Source organism: Leifsonia lichenia (genome assembly GCF_054780215.1).
This window is the reverse complement of the sequence record NZ_BAAGWT010000002.1, coordinates 986,099-999,017: the sequence shown is the minus strand read 5'-3', so window position 1 is coordinate 999,017 and position 12,919 is coordinate 986,099. Positions and strand designations below refer to the sequence as shown.

Below are 12,919 nucleotides of genomic sequence, written 5' to 3'. Positions count from 1 at the left end.
GCATGTCCGAGAACGCCGTCGCCCACCGCGATGATCTGCGCAATGTCGCAATCGTCGCCCACGTCGACCACGGCAAGACCACGCTGGTCGACGCCATGCTCCGGCAGACGAATTCGTTCGGCGACCACGAACACGTCGAAGAGCGTGCCATGGACTCCAACGAGCTCGAGCGCGAGAAGGGCATCACGATCCTCGCCAAGAACACGGCGATCTCGTACAAGGGCAAGCACGCCACCAACGGCCCCATCACGATCAACGTGATCGACACCCCCGGCCACGCCGACTTCGGTGGAGAGGTCGAGCGCGGCCTGTCCATGGTCGACGGCGTCGTGCTGCTGGTCGACGCATCCGAGGGTCCGCTGCCGCAGACCCGTTTCGTGCTGCGCAAGGCGCTCGAGGCCAAGCTGCCCGTCATCCTCGCGGTCAACAAGACCGACCGTGGCGACGCCCGCATCGAGGAGGTCGTGAGCGAGAGCCACGACCTCCTGCTCGGTCTCGCCAGCGACCTCGCAGACGACGTGCCCGACCTCGATCTCGACGCGATCCTCGACGTCCCCGTCGTCTACGCGTCCGGTCGCGCAGGCGCGTCGAGCCGCAACCAGCCCGCCAACGGCGAGCTGCCGGACAACGACGACCTGGAGCCGCTGTTCGAGGCGATCCTCGAGCACATCCCCGCTCCCACGTACGACCCGAGCGCCCCGCTGCAGGCGCACGTCACCAACCTCGACGCCTCGCCGTTCCTCGGCCGCCTCGCGCTGCTGCGCATCTTCAACGGCACACTGAAGAAGGGCCAGACGGTCGCCTGGGTGCGTCACGACGGCGACGTGCACAACGTGCGCGTGACCGAGTTGATGATCACGAAGGCCCTCGACCGCTACCCGGCAGAGAGCGCCGGCCCGGGCGACATCGTCGCCGTCGCCGGTTTCGCCGACATCATGATCGGCGACACCCTCGCCGACCCGGAGGACATCCGCGCCCTTCCGGCCATCCACGTGGATGAGCCCGCCATCTCGATGACGATCGGCACGAACACCTCGCCGCTGGTCGGCAAGGTCAAAGGCCACAAGCTCACCGCGCGCATGGTGAAGGACCGCCTCGACCGCGAGCTGGTCGGAAACGTCTCGCTCCGCGTGCTCGACATCGGGCGCCCGGACGCGTGGGAGGTCCAGGGGCGTGGAGAGCTCGCGCTCGCCATCCTGGTCGAGCAGATGCGCCGCGAGGGCTACGAGCTCACCGTCGGCAAGCCGCAGGTGGTCACCAAGCGCGTCGACGGCAAGCTGCAGGAGCCGTTCGAGCACCTGACGATCGACGCTCCGGAGGAGTACCTCGGCGCCATCACGCAGCTCCTCGCCGCCCGCAAGGGCCGCATGGAGAACATGGCGAACCACGGCACCGGATGGGTCCGCATGGAGTTCATCGTCCCGTCGCGCGGCCTGATCGGCTTCCGCACCGAGTTCCTCACGACCACGCGTGGAACCGGCATCGCCAACGCCATCGGTCACGGCTACGACGACTGGGCCGGCCAGATCGTCACCCGCAGCAACGGCTCCATCGTGGCCGACCGCTCCGGTGTGGTCACCCCGTTCGCCATCATCGCGCTGCAGGAGCGCATGACGTTCTTCGTGAACCCCACGGAGGAGGTCTACGAGGGCATGGTCATCGGTGAGAACTCGCGTGCAGACGACATGGACGTGAACATCACCAAGGAGAAGAAGCTGACCAACATGCGTCAGTCGACCGCGGACAACTTCGAGTCGATGACGCCGTCGCGGCAGCTCACGCTCGAGGAGTGCCTCGAATTCGCCCGTGAGGACGAGTGTGTCGAGGTCACCCCGGAGGCCGTGCGCATCCGCAAGGTCGAGCTCGACTCGAACGCTCGCGCCCGCGCCACCTCGCGTCTCAAGAAGCAGGACCAGAACGCCTGATCGAACGTACCCTTGACCTGACGGCCAACGCAGTGAGCGTGGCCGTCAGGGAGGGGCGATCGTGAAGCGATCCAGGATGCTCGTGGGCGTTCCGCTCGCGATCGTGCTCGCCCTCGGCGTCACGCCGGCACTGACGGGCTGCGGCATCGAGGGAATCGTCAAAGACGCCACGGGCGGCAACGTCGACATCGGCAGCAAGAAAGTCCCCTCCGACTTCCCGTCCGCGGTCCCGCTCTACGACGGAGACGTCGTGCTCGGCGCATCCGTCGGTTCCGGCGACGCCGAAGTCTGGAACGTCACCGTCAAGCTGCCGGACGCGAAGGCATACCAGGACATCCAGAAGCAGCTCGCCGACGCCGGGTTCACCGGCGAGTTCGGCGTGACCTCGCCGGACGGCGGGGGCACGGGCACGTTCGCGAGCGACGCATACGGCGTGATCGTCGTGGTCACCTCGGCCGGCATCAACGGCTGGGTCGCCAACTACTCCGTCTCCCGCACCCCCGCATCCACCCCCACGCCGTAGCAATCGAGCCCAGGCTTTTTCACCGTATTCGGCCGGAATACGGTGAAAAAGCCTGGGCTCGATTGCTTGGGGGCGGGGTTAGGCGAAGAGGGGGGCGCCGACGAAGGAGCCGGAGCGGGCGCCGGGCGGAACGGCGAAGATGCCGGAGCCGACGTGCTTGACGTACTCGTTCATGGCATCGTTCTTCGCGAGCTGCAATTGGATGGGGATGAATTGCTTCCGCGGGTCGCTCTGGAACGCGATGAAGAACAGCCCGGCGTTCAGGCGGCCGAGCTCGTCGTTGCCGTCCACGAAGTTGTAGCCGCGGCGCAGCAGTTGAGCGCCGTTGTTGGTCTTCGGGTGCGCCAGCCGGACGTGCGAGTCCGGGTCGATCTTGGTGCCGCCGGTGGGCGAGAGCGCGAGGAAGTTCGGCTCACTGAACTCGGTGCCACCGGAGAGCGGAGCCCCCTCGCCCTTGTCGCGACCGATGATGCGCTCCTGCTCGCCGAGCTGCTGCCTGTCCCAGGTCTCAATGACCATCCGGATCTTGCGCGCCACCAGGTAGGAGCCGCCGCGCATCCACTCGTCGCCGCCGGCCGAGCCCGCCCACACCTGGTCGGCGACGACGGCGGTGTCCTCCGACTTGATGTTCGCGGTGCCGTCCTTGAACCCGAACAGGTTGCGGGGCGTGGTCTGGCTGCGCGACGTGGACGACGTGCGCCCGAAGCCGAGCTGCGACCAGCGGATGGTCGCGCGCCCGAACGCGATGCGCGACAGGTTGCGGATCGCGTGCACCGCCACCTGCGGGTCGTCGCTGCACGCCTGCACGCAGATGTCGCCGCCGACGAGCGCGTCCTGCAACGCGTCGCCAGGGAAGTGCGGCAGGTCGACGAGCGCGGCGGGACGACGGGATGCGATCCCGAACCGGTCCCGCCCGTCCGCCGTCTCGAACAGGGTCGGCCCGAACCCGAACGTGAGGGTGAGGCCGCCGGCGGGCAGGTCGAGAGCTTCGCCGGTGTCGTCCGGGGGCGCATCCACGGGGCCGCTCGCCGGTCCGTACTTGCCGGCCGGGCGTCCCTGGGTCATCCGCGCGGCGGCGGTGGTCCAGTCCTGCAGCAGTTCGACGAGGCCGGCGCGATCGAGGCCGTCGACGACGTCGAAGGTCGCGAAGTGCAGCCTGTCCTGTGCCGGCGTCGTGATCCCGGCCTGGTGCTCCCCGTAGAACGGGTACGTCGCCGACGCGTCCGTGGATGCGCCGAGCACGGTGCGGTCGACGGCGATGCCCGCGCCGACGCCGACCACGGCGGCGCCGGCCGCTGCTGCGCCGGCCAAACCGAGAAGCCCGCGGCGGGAGAGGCCGGACGTGCTGCCGGTCCCTCCCGCCGCTGGCGCGTTCTCGTCGCTGGTCTCTGATGTCACCCGCGGACCCTACTTGACGATGATCGAGGTGAGCTGGCTGAGCGGCTCGCTGAGGGCGTTGACCTCGTCGGACAGCTCCTTCACCTGGGAGGTGCTCAGCTCGGTGTAGCTGACGAAGCCGTCGCCCGACTTGTACTGGTCGAGCAGTTTGGTGATCGCGGCGAACTCGGTGTCGAGCTGTGCGACGACCTTCTTGCCGTTCGCCCCCTTGCCGTTCGCGATGTCGCGGACGATGCCGTATGCGACCTGCGCGCCCTCGACGTTGGCCTGGAAGTCCCACAGGTCGGTGTGCGAGAACGTCTCCTCCTCGCCGGTGATCTTGCTCCGGGAGACCTCCTCCATCAGGCCGATGGCGCCGTTGGAGATCTGGTCGATGGTGAGGTTGAAGTTCTTCGCGTAGACGAGGTCGTAGAGCTTCTGCGTGTCGGCGACGAGCTGGGTGCCGAGCACCATGCGCTCCGCCGGGTCGGACGGCGTGAAGCCCGCCGGAGCCCAGAGGTCCTTCTCGATGCGGTGCCAGCCCGTCCAGTTCTGCCCTGCCTCGAGGTCGGCCTCGCGCAGGTCGATGGCGGGGTCGATGTCGCCGAACTGCTCGGCGGTCGGCTCGATGCGCTCGTAGAATGCGCGCGCCGCGGGGTACTGGGCGCGTGCGGCGGTGTCGTCGCCTGCCTCGTACGCCTTGGCGAACGCCTGCGTGGCGGTGAGGAGCTGGCCGCTCTGGTCCTTGACGTAGGAGATGTAGTTGGTGACGGCCTGCGAGACCTGCTTGCTCTCGCTGGCGGAGGTGGTGGTGTCCTTGCCCTTGGTGACACTGAACTTCGCCATGGACGTCGGGCTGCCCACCATGCCCTTCTTGCAAGCGGTGTAGTAGCTGCCCTCGGCGAGCTGGACGACGTAGTTGACCGTGGTGCCCGGCCCGACGTTCTCCTTCTCGCCCGCGATGCGCAGCTTGTCGTCCGCGAGCACCTCGAACTCGTTGACGTCCGTTCCCGTGTTGGTGACCTGGAACGTGACGGCGCCGCTGGGGGCGGTGGCGGCGGAGACGGTGCACTTCTCGTCGTTCAGCGTGACGCTGATCGCTTCGGCGTCGGCGGCGGCTTTGTTCGGCACGCAGCCGGTCAGCGCGATCGCGATGGTGGCGGCGCCGATGGTTCCGGCGAGGATGCCGATGGTGCGGGATCGTGGCATGGGTGTGCTTTCTCGTGCGGGGGGATGCGCTGGTGCGGCGCGATTCAGGACGCTGTGGCGCGGGGGAGAGGGGAGGTGCTGCCGCTGGATGCGGTCGCCTGGTTCTGCTGGGGCGCATCCGGAGTCGTCGTCGTGGGTTTCGCGGACGCGCGGTGCTGCCGCAGGTAGAACGCGGACACGATCACGACGTATGCGACCCAGCCGAACACCTGCAGCCAGGTGGGCGACGGGTTGAAGTTGACGATGCCGGTGAGGAACGTGCCGTACCAGCTCGACGACGGGATGATCCCGCTGATGTCGTAGGCGTGCACCCCGGCACCGGGAAGGACGCCGGCTTCCTGCAGGTCGCCGATGCCGTACGCGAGCACCCCGCCGGCCACGAGGATGAGGAACCCGCCTGTCCAGGTGAAGAAGGTGCTCAGGTTGATCTTGACCATGCCGCGGTAGATGAGCGCGCCGATCACGACCGCCGTGAGGATGCCGAGCAGCGCGCCGACGACCGGCTCCCAGCCGCCGCCGACGCTGGCGACGGTGGCCCAGACGAACAGGGCGGTCTCGATGCCTTCGCGGCCGACGCTCAGCATGGCCAGGATGATGACGCCCCAGCCTGCGCCGACGAGCGCGGAGTCGAGCTTCGAGTGCAGGGTGGACTTCATGCTGCGGGCGGTCTTGCCCATCCAGAACGTCATCCAGGTCACGAAGCCGACCGCGACGAGCGAGAGGCCGCCGCCGAGGATCTCCTGCGCCTGGAAGCTGAGGCCGTACGGGCCCCAGGTGAGCAGCGCGCCGAGTCCGAGCGGCACGACGACCGCGATCCCGATGCCGGCCCAGAGCTTGGAGAGCACGTCGCGGCGCCCGACCTTCACCACGTACGCGATCAGGATTCCGACGACTAGAGAGGCTTCGAGACCTTCGCGGAGGCCGATCAGATAGTTCGCGAACACAGAGCACTTTCGGAAGGAGAGGCGGGGGAGGTTGGTAAGGCTAACCTTACCGCCTTCGACCTTAGACAACTGCGCCCAGCATGTCCAGATAGGATTCGAGAATGCTCAGCCGGATCGTCAACTACGTGCTGCTCTTCCTGGTGGGAGCGATCGTCGGCGCCGTCGGAACCGTCGCTCACCCGACCACGGTCACCTGGGGAGTGAGCATCCCGCTCGGCCTCATCGGGTCGCTGACGGCGTACACCGCGCTGCTCGTGGGGCTGCGCCTGCTCGGGACCAGCCGCATCCCTGCCCTTGTGGCCGCGATCGGCGCCATCCTCGCCGTGCTGCTGTTCTCGCAGAAGAGCGCAGGGGGGTCCGTGCTCATTCAGAACGACCTGCTCGGTCAGCTCTGGCTCGCCGGTCCCATCGTGATCGCCGCCATCGTGATGGCGTGGCCGGACCTGTCGAAGGCGCGCCTGGCCAGAACGGCGTAGGCGGCGCCGACGGCATCGGCCGGAACGGCATAAGCTAGACGAGTACAACTCGCGAAGGGAAATACTGCACTGTGACCTACGTCATCGCCCTCCCCTGCGTCGACGTGAAAGACCGGGCCTGTATCGACGAGTGCCCTGTCGATTGCATCTACGAGGGCGAACGGTCGCTCTACATCCACCCGGACGAGTGCGTCGACTGCGGCGCGTGCGAGCCCGTATGCCCCGTCGAGGCGATCTACTACGAGGACGACCTGCCCGAGCAGTGGGCCGACTACTACAAGGCCAACGTCGAGTTCTTCGACGACATCGGATCGCCGGGCGGAGCGGCCAAGGTCGGCGTCATCGCCAAGGACCACCCGGTGATCGCCGCCCTGCCTCCGCAGGCGCACTGAGCTCCGGCCGCCTCCGATGGCTCTCGCCGAACTCCCCGAATACCCCTGGGATGCGATGGCGCCGTTCGCGGCGCGCGCCAGGCAGCACGCAGACGGCATCGTCGATCTCTCCATCGGCTCCCCGGTGGATGCGACTCCCGACCTCATCCGCCGAGCGCTCGCCGAGGCGACGGACGCGCACGCATACCCGCAGACCGTCGGGACCCCTGCTCTGCGCGAGGCGATCGTCTCGTGGTTCGCGCGGCGCCGCGGCGTCACCGGCCTGACGGTCGACAACGTCCTTCCCACGATCGGCTCCAAGGAGCTCGTCGCGTTCCTCCCCTTCATGCTCGGCCTGGGGGAGGGCGACGTGGTCGTGCATCCACGGGCCGCGTACCCGACGTACGCGATCGGCGCCGCGATGGCCGGGGCGGAGGCGCTCGCGAGCGACGACCCAGCAGAGTGGCCGGAGAGCACCAGGCTCGTCTGGCTGAACAGCCCCGGCAACCCCGACGGCCGTGTGCTGTCGGTGGAGGAGCTGCGCGCCGCCGTGGAGCGTGCGCGCGAACTGGGTGCGTACGTCGCGAGCGACGAGTGCTACGCCGAGCTCGGCTGGGATGCTCCCTGGGACGAGACGCCCATCCCGAGTGTGCTGGACAAGCGGGTGATCGGCGACTCGCGGCACAATGTGATCGCCGTCTACTCGCTGAGCAAACAGTCCAACCTCGCCGGCTACCGCGCCGCGTTCATCGCGGGATGCGCGACCGTGGTCGGGCGTCTGCTGACCGTCCGCAAGCACGCGGGTCTCATGCTTCCGGCGCCGCTGCAGGCGGCGATGGTGACGGCGCTCGGCGACGACGAGCACGTCTCGGTGCAGCGCGAGCGCTACCGCGCGCGCCGCGAGCTGCTGCGCCCGGCGCTCGAAGCCGCTGGTTTCCGCATCGACCGCAGCGAGGCCGGGCTGTACCTGTGGGCGACAGAGGGCCGGGATGCGTGGGAGAGCGTCGGGCGGCTGGCCGACCTGGGCATCCTGGCCGGCCCTGGCGTGTTCTACGGCGACTCGTTCCCGCAGCATGTGCGCCTCTCGCTGACCGCGACGGATGAGCGGATCGCCGCCGCCGCGGAGCGCTTGCGCGCCGTTGGAGAGACTCTCTAACAGGATCGGCCCGCTTTTGCACGATGCGACAGTTGTCGCTGCCGTTCGTTAGGCTGTACCCGCACGACTTTTGCAGCGCTGCCACGATCAGCGCGCGAACCCAACCATTATCCCTGGAGGCGTTGTGAGCGGAATCGGCACCGAAAAGGCACAGGCGGGCAGCTCTGTTCCCGCCCGCACCGAGGCGGCGACCGCTTCGCTGAGCTACCCGGGTGGCACGGCCGAGTTCCCGATCCTGTCCAGCGTCTCCGGCGCGTCGAGCATCGACTTCTCCACGCTGACCAAGCAGACCGGCCTCACCAGCCTCGACTACGGCTTCGTGAACACGTCGGCCACGCGGTCGGCCATCACGTACATCGACGGCGACGCCGGCATCCTGCGCTATCGCGGGTATCCGATCGAGCAGGTCGCCCAGAACTCCACGTTCCTCGAGGTCGCCTGGCTCCTCATCTACGGCGAGCTGCCGAGCGCGAGCGAGCTGGCCGAGTTCGACGAGCGCATCCGTCGCCACACCCTGCTGCACGAAGACCTGCGCCGCTTCTTCTCCGCGCTGCCGCACGACGCTCACCCGATGTCGGTGCTTTCGAGCGCCGTGTCAGCGCTGTCGACGTTCTACCAGGACTCGCTCAGCGTGCACGATCCCGAGCAGATCGAGCTGTCCACCATCCGTCTGCTGGCCAAGCTGCCGGTGATCGCGGCGTACGCGCACAAGAAGAGCCTCGGCCAGGCGTTCCTCTACCCGGACAACTCGCTGAGCTTCGTCGACAACTTCCTGCGCCTGAACTTCGGCACGATGGCGGAGCCGTACGAGGTGAATCCGGTGCTTTCCAAGGCGCTGGAGCGCCTGCTGATCTTGCACGAGGACCACGAGCAGAACGCCTCCACGTCCACGGTGCGTCTGGTCGGCTCGACTCAGGCCAACCTGTTCGCCTCGGTCTCCGCCGGCATCAATGCGCTGTACGGCCCGCTGCACGGTGGTGCCAACGAGGCCGTCCTCGACATGCTGGCCGGCATCAGGGACTCCGGCGAGAGCGTGCAGAAGTTCGTCGAGCGCGTGAAGAACAAAGAAGAGGGCGTGAAGCTGATGGGCTTCGGGCACCGAGTCTACAAGAACTTCGACCCGCGCGCCCGCCTGGTCAAGGAGTCGGCGGACGAGGTGCTCGCGGCGCTCGGCGTGCACGACCCGCTGCTCGACATCGCGAAGGAGCTGGAAGAGGTCGCGCTGGCCGACCAGTACTTCATCGACCGCAGGCTCTACCCGAACGTGGACTTCTACACGGGTGTCATCTACAAGGCGATGGGCTTCCCGACCAGGATGTTCACCGTCCTGTTCGCGATGGGCCGCCTCCCCGGCTGGATCGCCCACTGGCGTGAGATGAACAGCGACCCGGCCACCAAGATCGGCCGCCCGCAGCAGCTCTACACCGGCTCCGCCGAGCGCACCTGGCCCACCGGCCGCTGACCTCGCGGCTCCCGCCGCCATCGAGCCCAGGCTTTTTCACCGCATTAGTCGCGAATAGCGTGAGAAAGCCTGGGCTCGATTGCTTCGCTCAGGGTGCCGGGCGGAGGGTGAGGGTCTGATCGGCCGCCGCGACGATGGCGGCGCGCGTGAACGGCCACGGACGTGTCTGGTTGTGCTGCCAGAGCGGGGTCTGGTCCGTGTAGTGCGGACTGAACGCGTGACCGGACGCGCCGGTGAGGTTGATCCAGGTGCTCGAGTCGAAGTTGCTCAGGTCGATCACCTGGCGCATCGACGGCACCCAGTCCACCTGGTAGCCGACCGAGGCGTCCCAGCCCACCGCATCCACGACGCTGGAGCTGCCGCCGACCGGGTACGGCCCGCGGTTGAACAGCCACTCGACGGGCGCCACCCCCGACTCGCCGAAACTGGCGTTGGTGAGCTCGATGGTGTGGATGCGGTCCCAGCGCCACGTGGTCTGGTCGCCGCCCATGAGCCGCCCGGCCTCCGCCCACGCCTTGCCTGCGACGACCTCGAACATCGAGTCCCTGTCGCTCGTGCCGAGTTTGGAGTCCACCCACCAGGACGAGTTCTGGTCCTTCACGAGGTTTTGCACCACCGCGAACCACCTGTCGCCTCCCACGGGCGGTGCCGATGCCGGCAGCTTGCGACCGAACGCCTCCTGCAGCAGCGTGCGCCAGAAAACGTTGAAGTACGCGGCGGCCGGGCTGTCGGCGTCGTCCTGATAGTTCCATCCCGTGAGGAGCTGAGCTGCCCTGGCGATGCCGGAGGACGGGTCGGCGTCAGCTCCGAGCTGGCGGATGACCGGCACGAGCGTGGCGGCGTTCGCGTCGTACTTGTCGGCCTGGATCGAGGCGTAGTCGGCCGCCGTGATCTTCGTACCGTCCGCGATCAGCGAGGTGAGCCGAAGCTGGATCTGGTTGGCCCGGTAGCCGTACTCCCAGTCCTTGGTGATGAGCTGCGGGAAGCCCGGCCCGACCGCGGCGTTGTTGGCCGTGACGATGACGCCGCTCGGCGGGTTGTACACCGATGGCAGCTCGTCATAGGGGATGGTGCCGACCCACCCGTACTGGCTGGTCCAGCCGGGAACCGGCATGGTGCCGTCTCCCGAGGCGCGGATCGGGACGCTTCCCGGCGCCTGGTAGCCGATGTTGCCGTCTACGTCTGCGTAGATGAGGTTCTGCGATGGCACCTGGAAGCTCGCTGCCGCCGAGCGGAAGCTCGCCCAGTCGGTGGCGGCGTCGAAGGCGAAGATCGCCCCCGCTGTCGGCCCGGGCGTGAGCGCCGACCACTGCAGCGAGAGCTGGAAGGTCTGCGCCGGCACGCCGAGCTTGCCCGCCTGGTCTTTCGCGATGATCCCGAACCCGTCGGTGAGGTCGGTGACGATCGGGCCGTGGCGGGTGGAGCGCACGGTCAGCGGAACGTCCTTGCCGCCCGCGACTTTGATCGTCTCTTTCCTGATCGTCAACGGCACCTGCGCGCCGTCGTACTCGTAGGTGTCGCCGGTGACCTTCTCCTCGTAGAGGTCGGCGACATCCGGCCCCAGATTGGTGAACCCCCAGGCGATGCGGTCGTTGTGCCCGATCACCACGCCGGGCAGACCGGAGAAGCTGAATCCGGCGACGTCGAACGGGCAGTCCGGCCCGACTGTGCGGCAGTGCAGTCCGATCTGGTACCAGACCGACGGCATCGCCGCCCCGAGGTGCGGATCGTTCGCGAGCAGGGGCTTGCCGCTCGCGGTGTGCGCGCCGGAGACCACCCAGGAGTTGGACCCGATGTCGCTGCCCGCCGGACCGAGGAGCGTCGGCAGCGCATCCAGGCTCGTCGCCAGTTGCGCGAGCGCCGGCGCGTACGATGCGGGCGTCGCCGGAACGCCAGCGGCAGACGGCGCAGCAGCGCCAGCGGACGGCGTGCTGGAATTCGACCCGCCCTGCCCGCCCGCGCTCCCCGCCGCGGCGGCGTCCGGCGTCGTGCGCGCGGGGTCGCCGCTGCCCTCCGCCGTGATTGTGGGGTGCGTCGAATACGGATACGGCGGATGCAGCTCGGCGATCTGCTGCGGGGAGAGCTTGGTGGAGAGGAGCGCTCTGTCGATCTCGTCCTCAAGGTTGGAGCGGAGGTCCCACGCCATCGCCTTGAGCCACGCCACCGAGTCGGCCGGGGTCCACTTCTCGGGTTTGTAGCCCGGGTTCTGCAGGCCGAGCACCGCGTATTCCAGGGACAGCTCTGCCCCCGAGTGCCGGGCCAGATAGGCGTTCACGCCGTCCGCGTAGTCCTGGTAGTAGCGGAGCTGCGTCTTGTCGAGCAGCTTCACCTCCTGCTCGGCGACGGTGCGCCAGCCGAGGGTGCGGATGAACGTGTCGGTCGGCACCTGGCTCGCGCCGAACATCTCCGAGAGCCTCCCTGCCGTGACGTGGCGGCGGAAGTCCATCTCCCAGAAGCGGTCCTGGGCGTGCACATAGCCCTGCGCCCGGAACAGGTCGTCGGCCGTCGACGCCTCGATCTGCGGGATGCCGGCGTCGTCCCTGTACACCGTGACCGACGACGAGAGCCCTGGCACGTCGATCGTTCCGGAGGTCTGCGGAAACGACCGCACCACGGTCCAGACACCGACGCCGCCCGCGATCACGACCAGGACGAGCAGCACGGCGACCACGATGCCGATGACCCGCAGCACACGGTGGTGTCGTCGTAGTCGGGGGGTGTCGTCGCCCACGCCAGTCCTTCCGGTGGTTGGTGTCCTGCGACTGTAACGCATAGGGGTGTCGCCCCGAATGCCAGCGAGAGAACTGTGGAGAAGTCCTCCTGTGGATGTGGGAAGCGACGTTCGTCAGTGCGCGTTGAGGCCCGCCCAGGCCATTCGCTCGAGCACCGGCCGCACCGTCGCGGCGTCCACGCTCGCACCGCCGACGCGCGCCGTGTGCGGGGTCGAGTTGATGAGTCCGAACGCCGCTTGCACGCGCATCCGGAGCTCGTCGGGGGAGAGGGAGGGGTGGAGGCGGCTGAGCACGCGCATCCACAGTTCGATGTACTGGCGTTGCAGGCGGCGGACGGCTCGGCGTTCGTCGCCGGGGAGCGCGTCGAGGTCGCGGTCCTGCACGCGGATCGTGTCCGGTTCGGAGACGGCGAAGTCGACATGGAAGACGATCAGGCCGCGCAGAGCACTCGCCGGGTCGTCCGCGGCGTCCTCGACGCGCGTGCCTCCCTCCAGCAGCCGTTCGCTGACGCCGACCAGCAGAGCGGCGAGCACGGCCTGCTTGGAGGCGAAGTGACGGTACACCGCCGGGCCGCTCACCCCGGCGGCCGACCCGAGGTCTTCGATCGAGACGCCGTTGAAGCCGCGCTCGGAGAACAGGGCAGCCGCCGCGTCGAGCAGGGCGGCGCGCCGGTCGGCCTTGGCCTGGCTGCGCTGGGTGGGTCGCCCCGTGTCCTGCGTGGTTGCTGCGAGTTCGGTCATGGCG

11 protein-coding genes are annotated in these 12,919 nt (G+C 68.3%); 6 read left to right on the top strand and 5 right to left on the bottom strand.

Going from position 1 to position 12,919, the window contains the following annotated elements; translation table 11 throughout:
* Positions 1-2: 2 nt before the first annotated feature.
* A complete protein-coding gene (typA, locus tag ACYVGI_RS09300) occupies positions 3-1,925 on the top strand; it encodes a translational GTPase TypA (RefSeq protein WP_460632308.1) in 1,923 nt (640 codons plus the stop codon).
* Positions 1,926-1,986: 61 nt separating this feature from the next.
* The gene (locus ACYVGI_RS09295) at positions 1,987-2,448 is read left to right on the top strand and encodes a hypothetical protein (RefSeq protein WP_460632307.1); all 462 of its coding nucleotides are present in this window, start codon (positions 1,987-1,989) and stop codon (positions 2,446-2,448) included.
* Positions 2,449-2,526: 78 nt separating this feature from the next.
* Here ACYVGI_RS09295 and efeB read toward each other — a convergent pair whose 3' ends face one another.
* From efeB to efeU, 3 genes are read right to left on the bottom strand one after another with little or no spacing between them, the layout of a single operon-like run.
* Positions 2,527-3,846: an iron uptake transporter deferrochelatase/peroxidase subunit gene (efeB, locus tag ACYVGI_RS09290; RefSeq protein ID WP_460632306.1), complete on the bottom strand. Its 1,320-nt coding sequence runs from the start codon at positions 3,844-3,846 to the stop codon at positions 2,527-2,529.
* 9 nt (positions 3,847-3,855) lie between these two features.
* A complete protein-coding gene (gene efeO / locus ACYVGI_RS09285) occupies positions 3,856-5,034 on the bottom strand; it encodes an iron uptake system protein EfeO (protein ID WP_460632305.1) in 1,179 nt (392 codons plus the stop codon).
* Between the two features lie 44 nt (positions 5,035-5,078).
* On the bottom strand, positions 5,079-5,978 hold the full coding sequence (gene efeU / locus ACYVGI_RS09280) for an iron uptake transporter permease EfeU (RefSeq protein WP_460632304.1): 900 nt from the start codon (positions 5,976-5,978) through the stop codon (positions 5,079-5,081).
* A 101-nt stretch (positions 5,979-6,079) separates the two neighbouring features.
* Between efeU and ACYVGI_RS09275 the strand changes: the two genes are divergently transcribed.
* The 4 genes from ACYVGI_RS09275 (at position 6,080) to ACYVGI_RS09260 (ending at position 9,443) form a co-directional block, all read left to right on the top strand.
* The gene (locus ACYVGI_RS09275) at positions 6,080-6,454 is read left to right on the top strand and encodes a DUF6113 family protein (RefSeq protein WP_460632303.1); all 375 of its coding nucleotides are present in this window, start codon (positions 6,080-6,082) and stop codon (positions 6,452-6,454) included.
* Positions 6,455-6,525: 71 nt separating this feature from the next.
* Complete coding sequence (gene fdxA / locus ACYVGI_RS09270; RefSeq protein ID WP_055895722.1) at positions 6,526-6,846, top strand: ferredoxin; 321 nt, start codon at positions 6,526-6,528, stop codon at positions 6,844-6,846.
* 16 nt (positions 6,847-6,862) lie between these two features.
* Positions 6,863-7,981 carry a succinyldiaminopimelate transaminase gene (dapC, locus tag ACYVGI_RS09265; protein ID WP_460632302.1) on the top strand — a complete coding sequence of 373 codons (1,119 nt, stop codon included), beginning with the start codon at positions 6,863-6,865 and terminating at the stop codon, positions 7,979-7,981.
* Between the two features lie 124 nt (positions 7,982-8,105).
* Positions 8,106-9,443: a citrate synthase gene (locus ACYVGI_RS09260; protein ID WP_460632301.1), complete on the top strand. Its 1,338-nt coding sequence runs from the start codon at positions 8,106-8,108 to the stop codon at positions 9,441-9,443.
* A gap of 88 nt (positions 9,444-9,531) precedes the next feature.
* Here ACYVGI_RS09260 and ACYVGI_RS09255 read toward each other — a convergent pair whose 3' ends face one another.
* Positions 9,532-12,174 carry a penicillin acylase family protein gene (locus ACYVGI_RS09255; protein ID WP_460632300.1) on the bottom strand — a complete coding sequence of 881 codons (2,643 nt, stop codon included), beginning with the start codon at positions 12,172-12,174 and terminating at the stop codon, positions 9,532-9,534.
* Between the two features lie 114 nt (positions 12,175-12,288).
* Complete coding sequence (locus ACYVGI_RS09250; protein ID WP_460632299.1) at positions 12,289-12,915, bottom strand: SACE_7040 family transcriptional regulator; 627 nt, start codon at positions 12,913-12,915, stop codon at positions 12,289-12,291.
* Positions 12,916-12,919 lie beyond the last annotated feature (4 nt).